Raw genomic sequence first — 22,029 nt, 5'->3', positions numbered from 1 at the left:
TAGGTGCCGCCCCGCACAGGGGCAACCCTGGCAGACCACCACGAACACAAGGAAAGGCCAAAACAGCAAGCCCCTCCACAAATCACAATTTCAAAACACTCTTAGACCGCTTTAGCGGCCCAAAGCCACCCTGCACAGCGCCTGCGGCTGCCCCGCCACAGGGGCACGAAACGAGAATAGCCCCCCAGCCAGCGGCTCACGCACCAACATTCCGGTGTCCAGCCCCTTACGCGCCGTGGTCGCGTAGACCGTGCGCAAATCATCCCCGCCGAAGGCAAGCTTGGTCACATTCGAACAAGCAAACACCACCCGCCCCACGCGCGCGCCGTCCGGCGCATAACGCTCGATCCGGCCGCCGCCAAACGAGGCGCTCCACACATACCCCTGCGAATCCACCGCAAGCCCGTCCGGATAACCAGGCTCCGCATGCGCAGCAAACAACCTGCGTCCCGTAAGCTCGCCATCGCCGGCCACGTCGAACGCGTAGATCGCCCGCTCCAACGTATCGACGTGATATAGCGTGCGGCCATCGGGCGACATGGCCGGCCCATTCGTGATGACGTATCCACGATCCTGCACGCTCATCGCCCCATTGAAATCGACGCGATAAAGAACACCGCTATGAGACGTCTCCGCGTCATCCATCGAGCCGAACCAGAGACGGCCCTGCGCGTCGACATAACCATCGTTCAGGCGATTGCCGGGCCGCTCCGTTTCCACCGGCGCGGCCAGCACGAAGCTACCCTCCTCGGGCATAAAGCGATGCAGGCCGCCCTGCAGGCCCGCCAGCATCGAACCATCCTCATGCGGCACCACGAAGCCCGGCTGCGCCGGCGCGCTCCAACTCTGCCGCGCCCCCGTATCGACGTTGAAACGATGTACCTGGCACCGCTTGATATCGACGAAGTAGACCGAACGCTCGCGCGCCACCCAGACCGGCCCCTCGCCCAGTTGCGCGCCGGCCTCCCACACGCAGACGGGTGTGATCGCATTCATTCGCCGTACCAACCCGCATCCACGAAGTAATCGCGGCCCGTGCAGCGGGCAGCATCGTCCGAGGCGAGGAACAGTACCATGCGTGCAACGTGCTCGGGATCGATGCGCTCGTGCAGGCACTGCTGCGCCATGATGCGCGCCTCGCTTTCGCTGGACTGCCACAACTGCATCTGGCGCGGCGTGCGCACCGCGCCGGGAATGACGCAGTTCACGCGGATCCCGTAGTCGCCCAGATCGCGGGCAAGCCCGCGCGTGAGCCCTTCGATAGCGGCCTTCGCCGTCATGTAAACCGAGAGCCGCGGCGAAGCGAGATGCCACGAAATCGAGCCGAGATTGATGATCGAGCCGCCGCCAAGCTGGCGCATGCCTTCGGCCACCGCCTGCGCGCAGAAGAAGTGATGACGCAGGTTGACGGCCATGCGGTCGTCCCAGTAGCTCGCTTTCACGTCGCGCACGTCGTGACGGTCGTCGTTGGCCGCGTTGTTCACGAGCACCTGCACGGGTCCCGCCGCGCTCGCGATATCGGCGAAGCAGGTTTCGAGCTGTGCAATGTCACGCAGGTCGCAGCGCCGGTAGACCGGTGCGTGCTTCGCCTCGCGCAGCGAATGCGCGAGGGACGCCGAGGCGTCGTCGGCTACGTCGAGGAAGAACACGCGGGCGCCCTGCGCCGCGAACGCCTCGACCATGGCGGCACCAATGCCCGTGCCGCCGCCCGTCACCACCACCACCTTGTCGAAAAGGCTCGGGTAAATCGCGTAAGACATGGTTGCTTCTGTTCCTGAGTTCGAAAGTAAAAAGGAATTCGGCCAGGGGGCGCTGCCTCAGATCACCTGGACGTCGCTCACCATACGCCAGTCGCGCTCCAGCGTGCGAGTCGCATTGCCGGTCACCGCAAGCGTCGCGTTCAGATGGATGTCGCGGCTCGAACTGCCGATCATCAGATCGAAGTCGCCAGGCTCCACGATACGCTCGCCGCGTCCGTCGGTGAAATTGAGCATGTCCACCGGCAGGCGCACGCGCACGCGTGCCTTCTGGTGCGCCTCCACCGTGACCCGCGCGAAGGCCTTGAGCTCCTTCACGGGGCGCGACGTCGAGGCAAGCCGATCGCGCACGTACACCTGCACGACCTCGTCGCCGGACCGCTCGCCCATGTTTTCGAGCGTGAAGCTGAATTCGAACGTGCCGTCTTCGATCGGTGCGTCCGCCACGGCCAGTTGCAGATCCCCGTAGCTGAAGCGCGTATAGCCCAGCCCGAAGCCGAACGGATAGCGCGAGCCGAAGTGCCACGCAATCGGCGTCCCCGCGCTCTTGAGCCGATGATTGTAGACGTAGGGCACGGCGCCCGCGCTCGTCGGGACCGAAAGCGGCAAACGGCCGCCGAAGTTCGCCTGACCGGTCAGCAATTCGGCCAGCGCCTCGGCGCCGCGCTCGCCCGGCGCGAAGGCCATCGCCTGAGCGGCAAGACGCTCTTCCTGCCCGCCGAGGTTATAAGGACGGCCGCCCGTCATCACGACCACAGTGGGCGTGCCGGTGGCGATCACCGCGTCGACAAGGGCCTGCTGCACGCCCGGCAACGCGAGGCTGTCCGTGTCCGACCCTTCGCCGACGGTGCCCGACTGAAACAGTCCGGCGAGGTCGCCCACGAACACGATGGCCACATCGGCGCCGCGTGCGGCCTGCGCCGCTGCCGCGATGCGCGAGGTATCGCCGCTGAGCAGTTCGTCGTGAGTACTGAGCTTCTCCGTGCCCGGCGTCACGTCGCCGGGGAACACCGGCGCGCCCGCGCGACGCTCTTCGATAATGGCGCAGCCCTTCTCGTACACCACCTGCGCTTCGCCGAGCGTCTCGCGCAGCGCCTGCAGCGGGGTTTTCATGGAAGAGGTCGACTGCTCGCCGCTATTGATGAGGTGCACCGGGAAGCTATAGCCCGCGAGCAAGGCGAGCGGATCGTCGGCGGTCGGTCCGATCACCGCAACCTTCTGCCGGCCATCGTTGGCGAGCGGCAGAACGCCTTCGTTGCGCAGCAGCACGACCGACTGGCGTGCAACTTCCTGCGCGACATCGCTCGCCTCGGCACTGCTCAGGTTCACGCGTTCTGGATCGGTGTACGGATGCTCGAAGAGACCGATATCGAACTTCACGCGCAGCACGCGTGTTACGGCCGCGTCAATAGTCGCCTCGCTGATCTCGCCGCGCGCTAGCGCTTCCTTCAGGTGCAGCGCGCACTCGTGCCCCGGGAGTTCGACGTCGAGTCCGGCATTGAACGACTGGGCCGCCGCCTCGGCGGCATCGCGCGCCACGCCGTGATGCGTATAGAGCAGGTTGACGGCGGCATAGTCCGCCACGATCAGGCCGTCGAATCCCCATTTGTCGCGCAACACGCCCTGCAGCAGTTCGCGGTTCGTGTGGCACGGCACGCCGTCGATGTCGTGATAGGCCGGCATCACCGAGCCCGCGTGAGCGAGCTTGACCGCCATCTCGAAGGGCAGCATGAAAGTGTCGTTGAGCTCGCGCGGCCCGACATGAACCGGCGCGTGATTGCGCGCGCCTTCGCTCGCCGAATGGGCGACGAAGTGCTTGAGCGTCGCGACGAGGTCGCGGCGCTCGCCCTGCAGCCCTTGCACGTAGTGGCAGGCCATCACGCCCACGAGGTACGGGTCCTCGCCGAACGTTTCCTCCGTGCGGCCCCAACGCGGGTCGCGCGAAACGTCGAGCACGGGCGCGAGCCCCTGATGACAGCCGATCGAGCGCGCCTGCTCGCCGATCACCTCGCCCACGCGGCCGATCAGCGCCGGATTCCACGTTGCCGCGTAATTCAGCGGCGAGGGGAACAGCGTGGCGTCCTTGATCATCAGGCCGACGAGGCACTCTTCGTGCGCCATCACCGGGATGCCCAGACGCGTGCCCTCCACCATCTGGCGCTGCAGCGCGTTCAGCGCCTTCACGCCCTCCTTCGGGTCCACGGTATGGGTGCCAAGCGGCCGCGTGACCTGCCCGAGACCGTGACGCAGCAGCGTTTCGAGCGGCACGCCCGTGTCGCGCTGGGCGAAGTCCTCGCTGCGCCATTCGTGACGGCCGTCTTCGCGAAGCTTCAGCCATACGGCGTGCAGTTGCGCAATCTTCTCGTCCAGCGTCATGCGCGCAAGCAGGTCGGCTACACGAGCCTCGGTCGGTGCGTCGGGCCGACGGTAAACCGGGGTCTCGCTGGTGTGTTGAAGCGACATCCATTCACTCCTGACAATTGGGTTCGCAGGCAGCCGGGAGGCGCCTATACGATTAGCATTACTGATTGAAAGATCACGACGCCCGCTCTGCGGCGGACCCCGGAAAACTCAGGCGAGACGCTTCAATGCCGCTTCAATGCCGCTTCAATGCCGCTTCAACGCGATATCGCGGTCGTCGAACACGTGGCACGCCTCGGCCGGCAACGCGAGACTGACCGTATCGCCGTAGCTCAGCGTGCTGTCGCCCGCAATCTTCGCGATCAACGCCCCCGCGTCATGAGCCAAAGGCTCCGCGTGCACGTAACTGTGTTCGCCCATGCGCTCGACCAGCTTCACGCGGCAAGCCAGCGTCTGCTCGTTGCCTGCGTCCACCGCCAGGCGCAGATGCTCGGGGCGCACGCCAAGCGTCACCTTCATACCCACGCTCGCGCCGGCCGCATCCACGCGGGCACGCACGCGCTCGCCGCTTGCCAGCGCGATCACCACGCCGCCTTCGTCGGCTGCGGCCACGGTTCCCGCGAGGAAGTTCATCTTAGGGGAGCCGATGAAGCCGGCAACGAAGCGGCTCCTCGGATGGTGGTACAGATCGAGCGGCGCGCCCACCTGGGCAATGCTGCCGTGCCGTTCCATGTTCGCGCCGGTCTGCAGCAGCACGATGCGGTCGGCCAGCGCCATCGCCTCCACCTGGTCGTGCGTGACGTACACGGCGCTGGCTTCGCGGAACTCGCGATGCAGCCGCGCGATCTCCGTGCGCGTCTGCACGCGCAAAGCCGCGTCGAGGTTAGAGAGCGGCTCGTCGAAGAGGAACACACCCGGCTCGCGCACGATCGCGCGTCCGATCGCCACGCGTTGACGTTGGCCGCCCGACAGCGCGGCCGGACGCCGTTCGAGCAGCGCATCGAGCTGCAGCGCCGCGGCGGCGCGCCGGACCTTCTCGTCGATCAGCGACTTGTCCATCTTCGCCTGGCGCAGGCCGAACGCCATGTTTTCGTAGACGCTCATGTGCGGATAGAGCGCGTAGTTCTGGAACACCATCGCGACGCGGCGCTTCGCGGGCAGAACGTCGTTCATCCGTTGCCCGTCGATATGCAGCTCGCCACCCGTGATCGATTCGAGGCCCGCGATCATGCGCAGCAGCGTGGACTTGCCGCAGCCGGAGGGCCCCAGAAAGACGCAGAACTCGTTCTTGCCGATTTCGAGGTTCGCGTCGCGGATCACCGCGTGGCCATTCGCATAGGCCTTCTGTACGTTCGTGAGGGAAATGCTTGCCATGTCGTGTTATGCGAAGTTCGGTAGGCGGGCCGCATGGCCGCGCGGTTTCGTCTCGTGCGCTCGATGCCCTTGCGCGTCAGCCCTTCAGCGATCCGGCCATCATGCCCTTGATCACGCGCTCCTGGCCGAACGCGTAAGCGACGATCAGCGGCAGCGAGGTCAGCGTGACCACCGCCAGCATCGCGGGCACGTTGGACGAGTACTGCCCCTGGAAATCCCAGATGGCGAGCGGCAGCGTGCGATGCTCGGGCGTGGACGTCAGCATGTAGGCGAAGATGAACTCGTTCCACAGGCCAATGCCGTTGTAGATCGCCACAGTGGCGAGCCCCGGCCCCGAGAGCGGCAGGAAGATGCGCCAGAAAATGCTGAACGGACCGCAGCCGTCGAGCTCCGCCGCCTCTTCCAGCTCGCGCGGAATCTGCCGCATGAACTCGGAGAGGATGAAAATCGACACCGGCAGACTGAGCGCAACATAGGGGCCAATCAGCGCGAACGGCGTGTCGTAGAGTCCCAGATTGCGCGTGAGCAGATAGATCGGCACCAGCGTGGCGTGCAGCGGCACGATCATGCCCGCCACCACGAGCCCGAAGAGCATCTTGTTCAGCGCGAACTTCATGCGCGCGAAGGCATACGCGGCCATCGCGCTCACCAGCACGATCAGGACCACGGAAACGCCCACCACGAACACGCTGTTGCGGAAGTACGTGAAATACGGCCCTTCGAGCACCGCGGCGTAATTGCCGAAGTACAGGTGCGCGGGCGGCGCCCAGACTGGCGACGAATACGTCTCGTCCTGGGTCTTGAGGCTCGTTGCGACCACGAAAAGAAACGGCAGCGTGGTGACGGCCAGCCAGATCAAGGCCAGCAGCGGCACGCCCATGCGCAGGTTCGGAATGCGAAGTGCTTTCGTCGTCATGGCTCACACCTCGGTTGCGTAGCGGCGCGTGAAACGCAGCGACACCGCGGCGACCGCACAGACGATGATGAACATCGCCGAGCCGATCGTGCTGCCGTAGCCGAGCTGAAACGAGCTGAACACGGTGCGGTACATATAAGTGGCCATCAGTTCCGACGAACCCTCCGGCCCGCCTCCCGTCATCACATAGATGAGATCGAAGTAACGCAGCGAACCGAGCACGGAGAGCAGCACGGCGGTACGCACGGTGCCCTGCAGATGCGGCAACTTGATGCGCCAGAAGAGGGTCCATTCGGAGGCGCCGTCGAGCCGCGCGGCCTCGTTGACCTCGGCGGGCATCGACGAAAGGCCGGCAAGGAACAGGATCATGTAGAACGGCGTGTTCTGCCAGCAGATCACGGCAATCGTGGAGGCGAGCGAGAGATGCGGGTCGCCGAGCCAGTCCTGCGCAAGCGCGTCGAACCCGAGCGCGCGCAGCCCGACATTGAGCGGGCCGAAGTTCGGATCGTAGACGTTCTTGAACAGCACGCCGATCGCCACGCTCGACATGAGCAGCGGCAGGAAGTAGAGAATCTTGAGCAGGCGCGAACCGCGCCCGGCCTTTTCGAGCAGCACCGCCAGCGCAAGCGCAATGGGCAGCTCGACGACGATCGACGTCACGGCGAGAATCACGTTGTTCGCGAACGCCTGCCAGAACACGGTATCGTGTGCGAGATGGACCCAGTTCGAGAGCCCCACGTAGCGGGCGTTGCTGCCCAGGCCGTTCCAGTCGAGCAGCGAAAGCCGCAGGCTGGAGATGAGCGGATAGAGCAGGAACACCGCGAGCAGCGCAATCGCGGGCGCAAGAAACACGGCGGCGACGAGCCCTTGCGTGGAGATGCGCAGACGGCGTTCGGGTACGGCGGAAAGGACGATGTTCACGAGCTTGTCTGCCTGCCGGCGCTTTTTACGGCGCCGGCAGGACTTTCCTGTGGGACGGTCTCTGTCTCTGTCGATCAGCTACCCGCTTTCGCGGCGGCTTCCATCTGCTGCGCGGCGGCCTCAGGCGTCACCGAAAGACCGAACAGCGACTGCGTGGTGTCCTTGTGCAGTTCGCCAAGGGCCGGCGGCAGGGCCTGGTCATACCAGAGCTGGACGTTCGGCGCGTCCACGATCAGGGTCTGCAGACGCTTGAGGAACGGATCGTCGATCTGGATGTTCTTGACCGGCGGAATCTTGTGATCGCCCACGCGCGCCTGCATCGACTGATCGTCGGTCAGGGCCTGGATCAGCTTGAACGCCTTCTCCGGATACTTGCACTCGGTCGAGACGCTCAGGAAGCCGTCTCCCACCGTGCCGATCACGTCGCGCGGATCGCCCTTGCCGCCCGGCACGCTCGGGAACGGGAAAAAGTCGAGCTTCTTCGAGAACGCCGGGTCTTCGTTCGCGATCGTGGACGCTTCCCAGCCGCCCATCAGCTCCATCGCCGCACGGCCCGAATACAGCAGGCGACGCGAGGCGCCCACGTCGTAATCGAGACCGTTATAGCCCTGTGCGAATGCGCCCGCCTTCACGAGCTGCTGGATATACTTGCCCGCCTCGACGAACGCCGGATCGCCAAAGCCCTTGCCGGTGCCGGCCACCGCGTCGCGCACGACCTGCGGGCCGCCGATGCGGTCGACGAGATACATGTAGTACATCGAACCAGTCCACTTGTTCTTGTTGGCCAGCGCGAACGGCGCCACGCCATGCGACGTGAGCACCTTCACCACGTGCATCAGATCGTCCCAGGTCCTGGGCGGCGTCAGGCCATATTGCTGGAAGAGTTCCTTGTTGTAGAAGATCACCGCCGCCGAGGCGTTTTCGGCCGCGACGCCATAGGTCTTGCCGTCGAACGTCACCGCGCTCCAGGAGGCCGGCAGGAAGCGATCGCGGTAAGACGGGTCCTTCTGCAGATACGGCGTGAGGTCGACCACCTGACCGGACTTCACGTACTCATGCAGCGGGCCGCCGCCCCACGTGGCGAACACGCACGGCGGCTGGTTGGCGCCGAACGCGACTTTCAGCTTGGTCTTGTAGGCATCGTTCAGGATGTGCGAGTTCTCGACCTTGTAGCCCGGGTTCGCCTTCTCGAAACGATCGGATGCGTCCCGCAGGATCTTGCTCGACGACACATTGGTCTGCTGGTCCCACGTCGTGATCACCTTCGCATCCTGCGCATGGACCACGCCGCCCAAGGTCAGCGATGAAAGCAGCGCCGCCGCGCCCATCGCCTTCTTCGATACCACCGCATACGCCATCTGATGTCTCCTGTCGTTCGTGTTGTGAGTTAATCAACGTTAGGAACGTTAGCCTTAACGTTATGGAATGGTAGTTATATCGTTCTGCCATCGCCAGAGGGGGTTAACCCGCGACCATGCTCTGTTTCCCACAAACGCCCGCCCTGGTGGCTGGCTGTCCCTGCAATAAGGCTGCAAGGCTGGCTGCGAAGCCGATTGAAGCGAGGCCGGTTGCCCGCCATTCTGGTTCTGTTAGAATACCCGCCGACATAACGATATCGCTAACGGCCCAAGGCCGGCGCTAACTTACTTACCAACAAGCTCGTCACGGCATGACCAAGCAAAACCCCACGCTGGCAGACGTCGCGCGACTGGCTGGCGTTTCGCAGATGACCGCGTCGCGCGCGCTGAACGGACGCCCCGGCGTTTCGCGCGAAACGCGCGACGAAGTGGTACGCATTGCGTCCGACATCGGCTATGTCGTCAACCGCACCGCGCAAAAGCTCTCGGGCGGCCAGAACGGCATCATCGGCATCATTACGCCCACGCTCGACACGCAGTTCGCCAGCGAACTGATACTCGGCGCGGGACGCGCGGCGCGTGCGGCGGGTTGCGAGGTGCTGGTCTATACCGTCTCCGACGACAGCCGCTCGCACCCGGAAGTGCTCAAGCTCGTGCGCCAGTTCTCCGATGGCCTGATCGCGATCCTGCCGCGCGAGACGATGTGCCTCGATTCGCTCGCCGCCGCCAGCGTGCCCGTCGTCGTCGTGGATCAGCGCGGCACGTTGAACCGTTTTCCTTCGGTCTCCGTAGATAACTATGGCGGTGCCTGCATGGCGGTGGAGCATCTGGTCGAGCTCGGGCACAAGCGCATCGCGTTCCTGGGCGGCGACGAAGCGATCGAAGGCGTGCGCGACCGCCAGCGCGGCTATCACGACACGCTGGCCCGGCACGGGCTGCCGCACGACCCCGAACTGATCGTCACCGGCGATCTTTCGCAGATCACCGCATTCGAAGTGGCCTCCGGCCTGCTCGACCAGCCCAATCCGCCCACCGCCGTCTTCACGGCCAACGACCAGAGCGCGTTCGGTGTCATCGCCGCCGCGCGCGAGGCGGGGCTGCGCGTTCCGAAGGACATTTCCGTGATCGGCTTCGACGACATTCCGATGGCCGAGCAGTTTCACCCGCCGCTGACGACCGTACGCCAGCCCTTCCAGCAGATGGCAAGTTCCGCGGTCAATACGCTGCTCGCGCAGATCAGCGGCCTCGACACGACGTCGCAACGCACGACGTTTCCTGCCGAACTCGTCGTGCGCAATTCCACCGGCCCTGCGCCGTTCGGTCAGCGGCAGACGGCTGCCGCGCGCAAGACCCGCGCCGGCTGACCCGGCGCCGCTCGCGAACGCGCTGGCCATCCCGCCACCCCGGCGGGAACGCGACCGGCTCAGCGCGACTCCGGATTGAAGTGAATGATGGCCTCACGCAGCGCCGCGATGGGCTGCTTGCGGCGGGCTGCATAGCGCCGGATCTCGATCGTGGGCTGCCCGTGGTCCGTGACGATCAGGCTTTCCCCCAAGGTCTCCACCTGCCTGAACAGTTCGCAAGCCTTCGTTTTGAACACCGCCTTCGATACCCGTCGCTCCACTTTCTATCTCCTGTCCCTTTTCCGTATTACGCGCCTGCGGCCTTGTCAGACCAGCGTTTTGTTATCGGTAACGCGACGATATCACACGGTGCTCTTTCGACAAAATTTTCAAGCTGAGGGAGAACCCCGAAGCCGCTTCGGCTTGCACCAAGCTGATACGCCATCATCAGCATAACTGATCATTTCCGAAGACCTCCGGCGATATCGCTCCGCACCGCTCCGGCACCCTGCCCCATGCGTGTTGTCTGCCTGCAACAGGCCTTGTGCAGTTCTTGCCACATCACGCTGGCCTGAGCCCTGCTTCGCCCGACCGCGCTCGCCTTCGGCAGGCTTTAACCGAGGCACGCGAAACGACGTCCTTTACCTCCCGGAAGAAAGCGACCAGACGATGTGACCAGACTGAAACCGCGCGGCGTTACACGCGCCTGGCAAGCGGATTTTCGTCAGCGTTTTCCTGATCCATCAAAGTAGCAGTCCTTGAGACCTGGCTGTCTAGAATCTCGCTCGAAACGCTCACGAGCGCTTTCACATCCTGCGTGACAAAAACAGACTTTCGACCATGGACGAGACAACGAGCTACAGGTTCAACATGAAAAAAAGCATCATCGCTCTTTCCCTGCTCGCGTTGACCGCGGGCGCTCATGCCCAGAGCAGCGTGACGCTGTATGGCCGCATCGACAACGGCCTCGTCTACCGCACCGGCGTTCCGGGCGGCAATGTGTTCGGCGCGCAAAGCGGCGGCTGGGGCGAGTCGTGGTGGGGCCTGCTGGGCTCCGAAGACCTCGGCGGCGGCAGCAAGGCCATCTTCCAGCTGGAAAGCGGCTTTAGCGCAATGACCGGCAACGTGCAGAACGGCAGTCTCTTTGGCCGTCATGCCACGGTCGGTCTGAGCAACGACCGTTTCGGCACCTTCAAGCTCGGCAACATCGGCGCCGGCGAGATCTCGCAGGACAGCTGGGACATCGACCCGCAACTGATGCAGCAGTACGCGATCGCGACGCTCGTGCGCGGACGCAACTGGGCGCAAGCCGGCAACGGTGCCGAGTACACGTCGCCGTCGATGGGCGGGCTGACCCTCAAGGGCCAGTACGAGCTCACCAACAGCCCGTCGTGGAACAGCGCACCCGGCTGTAGCGCGTCGAGTTCGAGCCCGTGCGGCAGCGGTCCCGCCCAGGTGGGCGGCGGCCAGGGGCGCGCCGACGGCTTCAAGGCGATGTACACGGGCGGCAGCTTCGAACTGCTTGCGATCTACGACGAAACGCGCGACACCAACGGCAAGTTCGACAACGTCTACCAGTACTCGCGCTCGGCCATGGCCGGCGGCAACCTGACGTGGGGTCCGCTCAAGGCCTTCGTCGGCTACCAGCATCTGGCCGCGCCCGATGGCTCGTACGGCAGCTACGGCGTGACGCCGGGCACCCTGCCGGGCGGCGCAACGCCGGTCACGGCCGTGGACCACGAATGGCTCGGTCTCGCCTGGCAGGCCAACGCCGCCGTGGCGCTCACGGGCGCGGTGTACCACGCCAACGCGAACAACGGCAACGGCAACGCGACGATGTACACGCTGGCCGGCACCTATAACCTCTCGAAGCGCACGTTCCTCTACACCGAACTCGCCTACGTGGAGAACAGCAAGACGTCGAACGTGGGTCTCGGCAACGGCTACGCCGATCCGTACGGCCCGAACACCAACCAGGGCGGCACGAGCCAGACGCCGAACTACGGCAGCGGCCAGTTCGGCGCGATCGCGGGCATCATGACGCAGTTCTGAGGCCCGGCATCACCGGCATGCCGCGCGCGATGTGCGGCATGCCGTCTGCTTCACTTTCTCCGCAGTACCTTCATTTCAACCCGGCACGACCGCGATCCCTACTTGCGGTCTGCCGGTCTTTTTTCCGTCACCCGGCACCCCGCACGCCGATCACCAGACCGTTTCCACGTAAGCCAAGGCCCCGATCTGCGCCTCGGGCGTCACGAGCGCGCAGCCATGCGTGTAAGCGGTTGCGGCAATCAGGCGCTGATGCGAACTCAGCTCCGAAGAGGTCGAAGCCGCGCGAACCGCTATCGCCGTGCTCACGGGTATCGTGCGCACGCCTTCGATCGCCACCAGCGCCGACAGCCAGCTACGCGTGTCCATGGCCAGCGCGAGCCGGCCGTCTTCCACGAACTGCGCCACATCCAGCAGCGTGATCGTCGAAATGAGGATGTCGCCGCCGTTCAACTCGGTTTCGATGGCGTTGCGCGCCGCCTCGCCCAGGTCCTCTCTCCCGCTCAACCAGTAGACGAGGGCCAGGGTGTCGAGCGCGATCACGTGATCACCCCGCCGTCCGGTGGAACACGGGTGGGCAGGCCGAATGCGGCCTTGGGGCTCTTCTCGTTCATCGCGAATCTCCAAACCTTCCAGATTTTGTTTTGCCACGTCCATCCTGTGCCGGGACATGGTCTCAGGCGGTAAATGTTAGCGATAACGTCCGGCGATGTCATGCGAGGGAATTCCCGGTCCTGGTGCATCCGCGCGGCTTGCCGCCCGGCGCCAGCCGTGCTAATTTAGTTACCGGTAACAAACCGGCACGGAAACCGGCTGCACGTCTCCGTGATGCCGCAAGACGCGGAAGACACACAGAGAAGAAGGAGACACCCCCGTGACAACGCTCAGCCAGGCCGCTGCTTCCCCTGCCGTCATAGACGAAGCGGAGGAGCAGCTCTACCGCAAGGTATTGCGCCGCATCCTGCCGTTGCTGCTGCTCTGCTACGTCGTGGCCTATCTGGACCGCGTCAATGTGGGCTTCGCGAAGCTGCAGATGCTCGACTCGCTCGGCATGAGCGATGGCGTTTATGCCGTGGGCGCCAGCATCTTCTTCTGGGGTTACTTCTTCTTCGAGATTCCCAGCAACCTGCTGCTGCACCGCTACGGCGCACGCTTCTGGATCGCGCGCATCATGGTGACCTGGGGGATCGTCTCGTCGTCGCTGGCATTCATCGCGCCGCTCGCGCGGTTCTTCCATGTCGAAGCCTCGACGATGTTCTATCTCCTCCGGTTTCTGCTGGGCGCCTGCGAGGCGGGCTTCTTCCCGGGCATCATCCTCTACATGAACTACTGGTTCCCGGCGCGTCGCCAGAGCGTCGCGATGTCGGGATTCCTGATCGCCATTCCTGTGAGCTTGACGCTTGGCGGCGTCGTCTCGGGCTGGCTGATGGAAAACATCCACGGTCTCTTCGGCATGAGCGGCTGGCAGTGGATGCTGCTGCTGGAAGGCGTGCCGTCCATTCTCGTCGCCGTGATCGTGCTGCTCACGATGGGCGACGGCATCGCGTCCGCAAAGTGGCTCACAGCGGCCGAAAAGACGCTGCTGCAACGAAACCTGGAACAGGAAGGCACGAAGAAGGCGCACAGCATGGCCGCCGGGCTGAAGAGCCCGCAGGTGTGGCTCCTCACCTTCATCCTGCTGACCTTCAACACCGGCTTCTATGGCCTCGCGTTCTGGCTGCCGTCCATCATCCGCGCTTCCGGCGTGACGAGCCCGCTGCACATCGGCCTCCTGACCGCCATTCCCTACCTCAGCGCCGTGGTCGCGATGATCTGGAACGCCTCGCATTCGCGCAAGACCGGCGAGCGGCGGCTGCACGCGGCCGTTCCCGCGTTCATCGGCGGCGTCGGATTGATGCTGAGCGCCTTTTTCGCCCACAACGTCCCGCTTTCGATCGCATTCCTTACGATTTCCACCTGCGCGATTCTGGGGCTCATGCCGATTTACTGGACGTTCCCTGGCCAGATACTCTCCGGCACGGCCGCCGCCGCAGGCATCGCCCTCATCAATTCGGTCGGCAATCTCTCCGGCTTCACGGGCTCGATGATCACCAGCGTGGCAAAGGACCTGACCGGCGACATCAACAACGGCACCTACGCGCTCGGCGCCTGCCTGCTCGTGAGCTGCGTCCTGATCCTCTCGATTCCGAAGGCCATGCTGAACCGCGAGTCGTCCGATCGCGGTCAGGCGCAGTAACGCAAGCGTAACGGCGCGGTCCGCCTACTCCCCGATCCACGACCCGCGCAGATCGCTTTCGTGCAGCAGTTGCAGCAGCGTTCCGGCGGGACGGCTCAACCGCTTCGCCGCGAGCACGATGAACTCCACGTCGGGCAGCGCGGGCAGGCTCGCCGCGTTGACGGGCGGCACGAGTCCGCGCGCCGAGAGGTATTGCGGCCGCACGGTAATGCCAAGGCCGCCGCGCGCCGCCGCAATACAGCCGGCGTGGCTGCTGCTCGTGCACACCACCTGCCAGCGGAAATCCGTCTGCGCAAGCATGTCGAGCACGACGGCGCGCGTCACGCTGGGCTCGGCCACGAGTATCAGCGGCAGCGGCTGTGTCAGGTCCACCAGCGTACCCGTGCGCGCGAGCCACTCCAGCCGCCCGGTGAAGAGCGGCACGCCGCGCTTGTCGCCCAGGCGCCGCTTGCCCACCATCAGATCGATCGCGCCGGCGTCCAGCAGGTCATAGAGCTTGCCGGTCATGCCGATGGTGATCTCCAGTTCCACATCGGGATGCGCGTTGCGAAAGGCCGCGAGCACGGTCGGCAGCGGGCCGAGGGCGACGTCGTCGGACGAGCCCAGACGCACGCGCCCCTTGAGCCGCGGCGCGCGGAACTGCGCCTCCGCACGGTTGATGGCCTGCAGGATCGCGCTCGCGTGCGCGAGCATGGCCTCGCCGTCGGGCGTCATGGCGAGCGAGTGGGTGTCCCGCACGAACAGCCGCCGGCCAACCGCGTGTTCGAGACGGCGGACATGGTCGCTGACGCTCGACTGCGTGAGGCCGAGCTGGCGCCCCGCCTCGGTAAAGCTGTGACAGGCGGCAACGGTCGCGAAGGTCTTGAGCCAGGTGGGATTGAGCATAAGGCATTGTTATCGGTAAAGCCGATGACAGTCAACGTCGCCAGTGGGGTTCCCGATTGCCCCCAATGACAATATGATTGACGGGTCCCGACAAGTGCGCAAAGGGTTGAATCGCGCGCACGCCATGCGCCGCCAACCCACGCCCGCCCCGGGCGATGGCGCCCCACCCGTACCGATGAACAAGGATTCAAGCCATACCGCGTTGCTGTGGATCGTCGCCGCCGGCTTTTTCATGCAGGCGCTCGATACCACCATCGTCAATACCGCCCTGCCGTCCATTGCGCACAGCCTGGGCGTGAAGCCGCTCATGATGCAGCCGGCCATCGTCGCCTACACGCTGACCATGGCCATGCTCACGCCCGCCTCCGGCTGGCTCGCCGACCGTTTCGGCACGCGCCGCGTCTATTTCGCAGCCATTCTGATTTTCGTGCTCGGCTCGCTGTGCTGCGCGAGTTCCCATACGCTCGGGCAACTGGTGGTCGCGCGCGTGCTTCAAGGCGTGGGCGGGTCGATGCTGCTGCCCATCGGCCGGCTTGCCGTGCTGCGCGCCGTGAGCGGCGAGCAGTACGTTTCGGCGCTCGCGATGATTTCGGTGGCGGGCCAGGCCGGTCCGATCGTCGGGCCGACGCTGGGCGGCTGGTTCGTCGAGGCCTTTTCCTGGCACTGGATTTTTCTCATCAACGTGCCGATCGGCGCGGTCGGCCTGATCGCGGTGCTGCGCTACCTGCCGCGCGCGGCGGGCACGGCCGCGCCGCCGTTCGACGTGGCTGGCTGCGCGCTGCTCTCGCTGTGCATGATCGCGTTTTCGCTCGCCGTGGACGTGCCCATGCATTCGCATCGCGCCGCGTGGTCCGTCGCGCTCTTCGTGCTGGGACTCGCCACCGCGCTCGCCTATGTGCCCTATGCGCGGCGCCGCGCGAATCCGCTCTTCAAGCTCGCGCTCTTTCGCGAGCCGAATTTCAGCGTCGGCCTGATCGGCAATCTCGTGTGCCGGATCGGTTCGAGCGCGGTGCCGTTTCTCGTACCGCTCCTCATGCAGCTCGAACTCGGCTACACGCCGCTGCACTCCGGCCTGATGATGCTGCCCGCCGCGCTCGCCGGCGCGCTCGCCAAGCGCTGGATCGCGCCGCTGATCCGCCGCTACGGCTACGACCTGTTCCTGCTCGTGAACACGCTCATTGTCGGCGGATCGATCGTTGCGTTCGCACTGATCTCGCGCGGCACGCCGCTCGCCGTGCAAATGGCGGTGCTGGCCGTGTTCGGCGCGGCCAATTCGATGCAGTTCGCCGCCATGAACAGCATCACGCTCAAGGGGCTCTCGCACGAAGACGCCGGCAGCGGCAACAGCCTCTTTTCGATGGTGCAGATGCTGGCCATGGGGCTGGGCGTCTCGATTGGCGGCGCGCTCGTCACGCTGTTCGCCGATCAGTGGGGCACGATCACGGCGGGGTTCCGCATGAGCTTCGCCTGCGTTGGGGCCATCACGCTGCTCTCCGCGCTGATCTTCCGCCGCATCGACGAGAGCCCGGCTGCCGGCGCCGCCGTGAAGACGGCGGCTGCGGGCGGCCGCTAGCGGCCACACGGGCGCCGGCCTCCGCCGGCGCCGGAATCCGCGCCAAACGCGGCCCCAATTCCGTCCCCGCCTCCGTATTTTCCCCGACTCTTCACCGCGACAAGGCAAAATAGCGGTTTTGGGCCCGCACCGGGCCCTCCCCATTCCTGCCGGCCCCCGGGCGCATCGCGCCCGCTCGGGGCTGGCTCAGGCCCGCTCGCCGTACACGCGAGCCTTGAGGAGCAGTTTTTCATGACCGACTCGAATCTGTCTTTCGCCGGCCGGCTTGCCGTTGCCGTCGGATCGTTTTTTGCCATTCTCGGCGACGGCAAGCTCGCCGCGAACGTGCGCCGCCTGCGCAACGGCGAGGCGGCCCCCGTCGCCCCGGCCGCCCAACCTCACGCACCCGCGGCCGCTCCCGTGACCGCGCCGCCGGCCGCCCCCGCGGCCCCTGCTGCGCCCGTCATCGCGGCGGCGAGCCCGGATTCCGCGCTGCAGTTGCTCGGCCTGCTCCAGCGCAACGCGCGCTTCGTCGATTTCGTCGAAGAGGATATCGCCGGCTATTCGGACGCCGATATCGGCGCCGCCGCGCGCCTCGTCCACGAGGGTTGCCGCTCGACGCTGCGCGAGCACTTCACGATCCGCCCTGTGCGCGACGAAGCCGAAGGCAGCCGCGTCACGCTGCCCGAAGGCTTCGACGCCACGGCCGTGCGCCTCACCGGCAACGTAGTCGGCACGGCGCCGTTTACCGGCAACATTGCGCACCGCGGCTGGCGCGTGGCCGACGTGAAGCTGCCGAAGCTCGTCAAGACCCACGACGTCACCGTGATCGCGCCGGCGGAGGTGGAGCTATGAGCGAGTCCCGCTACTGCATCGGCATCGACCTCGGCACCACGCACTCGGCGCTCTCGTATGTCGATCTCGCCGCCAGCGACGGCGAAAAGACGAACCAGGGCGTGCTGCCCATTGCGCAGCTCACCGCGCCCGGCACGCTCGAAACGCCGAATCTGCTGCCGTCGTTCCTTTACCTGCCGCATTCGGGCGAGCTCACGCCCGGCGACCTCACGCTGCCCTGGACCGCGAGCCGCGACTACGCGGTGGGTGAACTCGCACGCAGCCGCGGCGCGGGCACGCCCATCCGCCTCGTCTCCAGCGCCAAGAGTTGGCTCTGCCATCCGGGCGTGGATCGCCGCGCCGCCATTCTGCCGAACGACGCGCCGCCCGAAGTCACGCGCGTCTCGCCGCTAGAAAGCTCCGTGCGCTATCTCACGCACCTGCGCGAAGCGTGGGATCACGCTCACCCGGAAGCGCCTTTCGTCGATCAGGACATCACCGTCACGATCCCGGCCTCGTTCGACCCGGCCGCACGCGAATTGACCGCCGAAGCCGCGCAGGCGGCCGGCTATGTCCGCATGACGCTGCTGGAGGAGCCGCAGGCCGCGCTCTATAGCTGGATCCAGAAGAGCGGCGGCGTCTGGCGCAAGGAGGTCAAGGTCGGCGACATCATCCTCGTGGTGGACGTGGGCGGCGGCACGACCGACCTCTCGCTGATCGCCGTGGTCGAGCGCGAGGGCAATCTCGAACTGCATCGTGTGGCCGTGGGCGATCACATCCTGCTCGGCGGCGACAACATGGATCTCGCGCTCGCCCACGTGGTCGCGCGCAAGCTCGCGGCGCAGGGTACGCAAGCCGATCCGTGGCAACTGCGCGCCCTGACCTACGCCTGCCGCGCGGCCAAGGAAACGCTGCTCAACGACCAAAGCGCGGACGCGGTGCCCCTCGTCGTGCCGAGCCGCGGCTCGAAGCTGATCGGCGGATCGATCCGCACCGAACTCACGCGCGCCGAACTCACGCAAACGATCCTCGAAGGCTTCTTCCCGGTCGTCGACGCCGCGGCGCGGCCCGTGAGCCGCGCGCGCGCGGGCCTCACGCAACTGGGCTTGCCGTACGCACAGGACGCGGGCATCACGCGCCATCTGGCGGCCTTCCTCGGCAAGCAGGTGGGCGCGCTCGCCAACCTGGCGGGCCTCGCCACTTCGGTGCCTGAAGGCGCGAGCTTCCTGCACCCCACGGCCGTCCTTTTCAACGGCGGCGTGTTCAAGTCCGAACTGCTCGCGAGCCGCATTCTCGACGTGCTCAACGGCTGGCTCGCCGCCGAAGGCGCTGCGCCCGCGCGCCTCCTGGGCGGCGCCGACCTCGACCTCGCGGTCGCGCGCGGCGCGGCCTACTACGGCTACGTGAAGCGCGGCAAGGGCGTGCGCATTCGCGGCGGCACGGCGCGCGCCTACTACGTGGCGATCGAGTCGGCCATGCCGGCCGTGCCGGGTCTGGAACCGCCCGTCTCCGCGCTGTGCGTCGCGCCCTTCGGCATGGAGGAAGGCACCGACGCGGCCCTGCCCCCGCAGGAGTTCGGCCTCGTCGTGGGCGAACCCGTGCATTTCCGCTTCTTCGGTTCGTCGGTACGTCGCCAGGACCAGGTGGGCACGATGCTCGATTACTGGTCGCCCGAAGAGCTGCAGGAGCTCGAGGAAATTCAGGCCACGCTGCCGACCGAAGGCCGCACGCCCGGTGACGTCGTGCCCGTGCGCCTGCACGCGCGCGTGACCGAAGCGGGCACGCTCGAACTCGAAGCGGTGCCGTCGGGCAGCAGCGAGCGCTGGAAAGTCGAGTTCGACGTACGCGGCGGCGCCTGAAGCCCATGAAGCCGTACCTCGTCGGCATCGACCTGGGAACGAGCAACACGGTCGTGGCTTACGTCGAGGCCGGCGGCGAGCAGATCCGCGTCTTCGACGTCGATCAGCTCGTGGCCGCGGGAGAGGTAGGCACGGCGCCGCTCCTGCCTTCCGCACGCTATCACCCGGCTCCCGGCGAGCTCTCCCCGCAGAGCACGGAGTTGCCTTGGAGTCCTGAGGAATCCGCGCAATCCGGGGCCGTGCCGCCCGCGGTGATCGGCCGCTTCGCGCGCGTACTGGGCGCGCAGGTGCCCGGGCGGCTCGTCAGCAGTGCGAAGAGCTGGCTCTCGCATACCGCCGTGGACCGTCTCGCGCCGATCCTGCCATGGGGCGCCGCGGACGACGTCGCCAAGGTCTCGCCCGTTGCCGCGAGCGCGAGCTACCTCGCGCAGGTGCGCGCCGCATGGAACCGGCGCTTTCCGCACGCGCCGCTCGAAGCCCAGGACGTGGTGCTCACGGTGCCCGCGTCCTTCGACGACGGCGCGCGCGCGCTCACGCTGGAGGCCGCACGGCTCGCCGGCCTGCCCGCGCTGCGCCTGCTGGAAGAGCCGCAGGCCGCGTTCTACGACTGGCTGTTCCACCATCGCGCGACGCTCGACACCGAGCTGGCCGGCACGAAGCTCGTGCTCGTCTGCGACGTGGGCGGCGGCACGACCGACCTCACGCTCATCAAGGTGGCGCTCGAACACGGCGAGCCGAAGCTCACGCGCATCGGCGTGGGCAACCATCTGATGCTGGGCGGCGACAACATGGATCTCGCGCTTGCCCATCTCGTCGAGTCGCGACTTGCCGCGCAGCCGGGCGAGGCGCGTCTTTCGGCGGCCGCGCTCTCGCAGCTCGTCGAACGCTGTCGCGCCGCCAAGGAGCAGTTGCTCGACGCAGCGGCGCCCGCCAGCGTGCCGGTCACGCTGCTCGGTTCGGGCTCGCGCCTGGTCGGTGGCGCCCGGACGGCCCAGCTCGCCCGCGAGGAAGTCGAACAGGTCGTCGTGGACGGCTTCTTCCCGAAGGGCGAAGCGAGCGATCTCCCGCGCCGCGCGCGAGCGGCGCTCGTGGAGTTCGGTCTGCCCTATGCCGCCGACCCGGCCGTTACGCGGCACGTCGCGGCTTTCCTGAACCGTTTCGCCGCGCAGTCTCGCGAAGCGTTCGGCGAGACGCAAGACAAAGCGCAAGACGAAGCACAAGCGCTTCCGGTGCCCGATACCTTGCTGCTGAACGGCGGCGTGTTCCGCGCGCGCGCCCTTTCCGGGCGGCTGGCCGAAACGCTCGGCGGCTGGCGCGGGCAACCGCTCAAGGTGCTCAACAACGATCAGCCCGACATTGCCGTCGCGCGCGGCGCGGTGGCCTACGCGCTCGCCCGCGCGGGGCAGGCGCCGCGCATCGGCGGCGGCTCGCCGCGCAGCTATTTCCTCGTGCTCGACGAAGCGGGACCGGCGCAGCGCGGCGTCTGCCTGCTGCCGCGCGGCACCGAGGAAGCGCACGAAGTGCATCTGGACGAGCGCGTCTTCGCGCTGCGCCTTGGGCATCCGGTCCAGTTTCACCTCGTCTCCACCGTGGCCGACACGGCATGGCGCCCCGGCGAGATCGCCGATATTGGGACGACCGAGTTCGTGCGTCTGCCACCGCTCGCGACCGTGGTGCCGCAGGAAGGCGCGGACGGCGCGCGCGAACGCGAGGTCAAGCTCATGACGTCGCTCTCGGAACTGGGCACGCTGGAAGTGCACTGCATCGCCACCGACGATCCTGCGCAGCGCTGGCTGCTGGAATTCCAGCTCAGGCGCGAAAACCCCGCAAGCGAAACCGAAGCTGCGACACGCCATCCCGCGCTCGACGCCGCGATCGCCCTGATCGACCGCGTGTTCGGGCCGCCTTCCGCGAAGGGCGACCCCAAGGACGTGAAACGCCTGCGCCAGCAGCTCGAACAGTGCCTCGGCCCGCGCGAGAACTGGGATGGCCCGCTGCTGCGCGAACTATTCGGAGTCCTCTGGGAACGCGCGGGGCGGCGCCGACGCTCGGCCGATCACGAGCGCCTCTGGCTGAACCTCGCGGGCTTTTGCGTGCGCCCCGGCTTCGGCTATCCGCTCGACGAATGGCGCGTGGAGCAGCTATGGACGCTCTTCGACGACGGCATCCAGCACGTCAACGACGGCCAGGTCTGGTCCGAATGGTGGACCCTCTGGCGCCGCGCGGCCGGCGGTCTGCCCGATGCGGCCCAGCAGCAGGTGCTCGAAGCCATGAACTGGCTCGAAGAGGCCGCCGCGTCGAAACGCAACAAGCTGCCCTTCGACGCGGCGAAGCTCGGTCAGGCCGACATGGTCCGCCTCTATGCGTCGCTCGAACACATCGCGGTCGAGCGCAAGATAGCGATCGCGGAACGCGTGCTCGAACGGCTCGCGCAACCCTCGGGAAACCCGCAGAACTGGTGGGCCGTGGGACGCATCGGCGCGCGCCTGCCGTTCTACGGCAGCGCGCCCGGCGTGGTGCCGCCCGCCGTGGCGGGGGTCTCTTATACACATCACACATTGCCGCCGAGAGTGCATTAGTGTAT

The 22,029-nt window shown here is 66.3% G+C and carries 16 protein-coding genes and 1 pseudogene; 7 read left to right on the top strand and 10 right to left on the bottom strand.

The genetic code is table 11. The features are described from left to right. Positions 1–111 precede the first annotated feature (111 nt). The 7 genes from V8683_RS29745 to V8683_RS29715 all read right to left on the bottom strand — a co-directional run bounded on the left by V8683_RS29745 (position 112) and on the right by V8683_RS29715 (position 8,687). On the bottom strand, positions 112–996 hold the full coding sequence (locus V8683_RS29745) for an SMP-30/gluconolactonase/LRE family protein (protein WP_411192847.1): 885 nt from the start codon (positions 994–996) through the stop codon (positions 112–114). Then, positions 993–1,760: an SDR family NAD(P)-dependent oxidoreductase gene (locus V8683_RS29740; RefSeq protein ID WP_411192846.1), complete on the bottom strand. Its 768-nt coding sequence runs from the start codon at positions 1,758–1,760 to the stop codon at positions 993–995. Before V8683_RS29740 ends, V8683_RS29745 begins: the two co-directional genes overlap by 4 nt. Before the next feature lie 57 nt (positions 1,761–1,817). Then, entirely contained in the window at positions 1,818–4,220 is a 2,403-nt protein-coding gene (locus V8683_RS29735; RefSeq protein WP_411192845.1) for a glycoside hydrolase family 3 N-terminal domain-containing protein, read from the bottom strand. Between the two features lie 144 nt (positions 4,221–4,364). Then, positions 4,365–5,492, bottom strand: a complete 1,128-nt coding sequence (locus V8683_RS29730; protein ID WP_411192844.1) for an ABC transporter ATP-binding protein — start codon at positions 5,490–5,492, stop codon at positions 4,365–4,367. A 76-nt stretch (positions 5,493–5,568) separates the two neighbouring features. After that, the gene (locus V8683_RS29725) at positions 5,569–6,408 is read right to left on the bottom strand and encodes a carbohydrate ABC transporter permease (protein ID WP_411192843.1); all 840 of its coding nucleotides are present in this window, start codon (positions 6,406–6,408) and stop codon (positions 5,569–5,571) included. A gap of 3 nt (positions 6,409–6,411) precedes the next feature. Further along, positions 6,412–7,329 carry a carbohydrate ABC transporter permease gene (locus V8683_RS29720; RefSeq protein WP_411192842.1) on the bottom strand — a complete coding sequence of 306 codons (918 nt, stop codon included), beginning with the start codon at positions 7,327–7,329 and terminating at the stop codon, positions 6,412–6,414. Between the two features lie 74 nt (positions 7,330–7,403). After that, positions 7,404–8,687 carry an extracellular solute-binding protein gene (locus V8683_RS29715; RefSeq protein WP_411192841.1) on the bottom strand — a complete coding sequence of 428 codons (1,284 nt, stop codon included), beginning with the start codon at positions 8,685–8,687 and terminating at the stop codon, positions 7,404–7,406. A 311-nt stretch (positions 8,688–8,998) separates the two neighbouring features. Here V8683_RS29715 and V8683_RS29710 point away from each other — a divergent pair, with 311 nt between their 5' ends. After that, on the top strand, positions 8,999–10,051 hold the full coding sequence (locus V8683_RS29710; RefSeq protein ID WP_411192840.1) for a LacI family DNA-binding transcriptional regulator: 1,053 nt from the start codon (positions 8,999–9,001) through the stop codon (positions 10,049–10,051). A gap of 59 nt (positions 10,052–10,110) precedes the next feature. Here V8683_RS29710 and V8683_RS29705 read toward each other — a convergent pair whose 3' ends face one another. Then, positions 10,111–10,311 carry a type II toxin-antitoxin system Phd/YefM family antitoxin gene (locus V8683_RS29705; protein ID WP_411192839.1) on the bottom strand — a complete coding sequence of 67 codons (201 nt, stop codon included), beginning with the start codon at positions 10,309–10,311 and terminating at the stop codon, positions 10,111–10,113. A gap of 589 nt (positions 10,312–10,900) precedes the next feature. On the opposite strand from V8683_RS29705, the gene V8683_RS29700 reads away from it, so the two are divergent. Beyond that, positions 10,901–12,082 (top strand): porin, encoded by a 1,182-nt coding sequence (locus tag V8683_RS29700; protein ID WP_411192838.1) that lies wholly within the window; start codon positions 10,901–10,903, stop codon positions 12,080–12,082. Between the two features lie 150 nt (positions 12,083–12,232). On the opposite strand, the gene V8683_RS29695 is transcribed toward V8683_RS29700, so the two are convergent. Then, complete coding sequence (locus V8683_RS29695) at positions 12,233–12,622, bottom strand: type II toxin-antitoxin system VapC family toxin (protein ID WP_411192837.1); 390 nt, start codon at positions 12,620–12,622, stop codon at positions 12,233–12,235. A gap of 331 nt (positions 12,623–12,953) precedes the next feature. Here V8683_RS29695 and V8683_RS29690 point away from each other — a divergent pair, with 331 nt between their 5' ends. Beyond that, positions 12,954–14,315, top strand: a complete 1,362-nt coding sequence (locus V8683_RS29690; protein ID WP_411192836.1) for an MFS transporter — start codon at positions 12,954–12,956, stop codon at positions 14,313–14,315. 24 nt (positions 14,316–14,339) lie between these two features. Here the strand turns inward: V8683_RS29690 and V8683_RS29685 are convergent, their stop codons facing one another. Beyond that, positions 14,340–15,200: a LysR family transcriptional regulator gene (locus V8683_RS29685; protein WP_411192835.1), complete on the bottom strand. Its 861-nt coding sequence runs from the start codon at positions 15,198–15,200 to the stop codon at positions 14,340–14,342. A gap of 175 nt (positions 15,201–15,375) precedes the next feature. On the opposite strand from V8683_RS29685, the gene mdtD reads away from it, so the two are divergent. The 4 genes and pseudogenes from mdtD to V8683_RS29665 form a co-directional block, all read left to right on the top strand. After that, on the top strand, positions 15,376–16,773 hold the full coding sequence (gene mdtD / locus V8683_RS29680) for a multidrug transporter subunit MdtD (protein WP_411192834.1): 1,398 nt from the start codon (positions 15,376–15,378) through the stop codon (positions 16,771–16,773). 231 nt (positions 16,774–17,004) lie between these two features. Further along, positions 17,005–17,607 (top strand): DUF2760 domain-containing protein, encoded by a 603-nt coding sequence (locus V8683_RS29675; protein ID WP_411192833.1) that lies wholly within the window; start codon positions 17,005–17,007, stop codon positions 17,605–17,607. Next, on the top strand, positions 17,604–19,445 hold the full coding sequence (locus V8683_RS29670) for an Hsp70 family protein (protein ID WP_411192832.1): 1,842 nt from the start codon (positions 17,604–17,606) through the stop codon (positions 19,443–19,445). The genes V8683_RS29675 and V8683_RS29670 overlap by 4 nt, the downstream gene beginning before the upstream one ends. A 5-nt stretch (positions 19,446–19,450) precedes the next feature. After that, a pseudogene (locus V8683_RS29665) lies at positions 19,451–21,979 on the top strand (Hsp70 family protein); the annotation flags it as partial. Between the last annotated feature and the right edge of the window lie 50 nt (positions 21,980–22,029).

This window comes from Paraburkholderia sp. AV2, from assembly GCF_054968425.1.
Note: the sequence above shows the minus strand (reverse complement) of the source record. Positions and strands in the feature narration are given on the sequence as shown.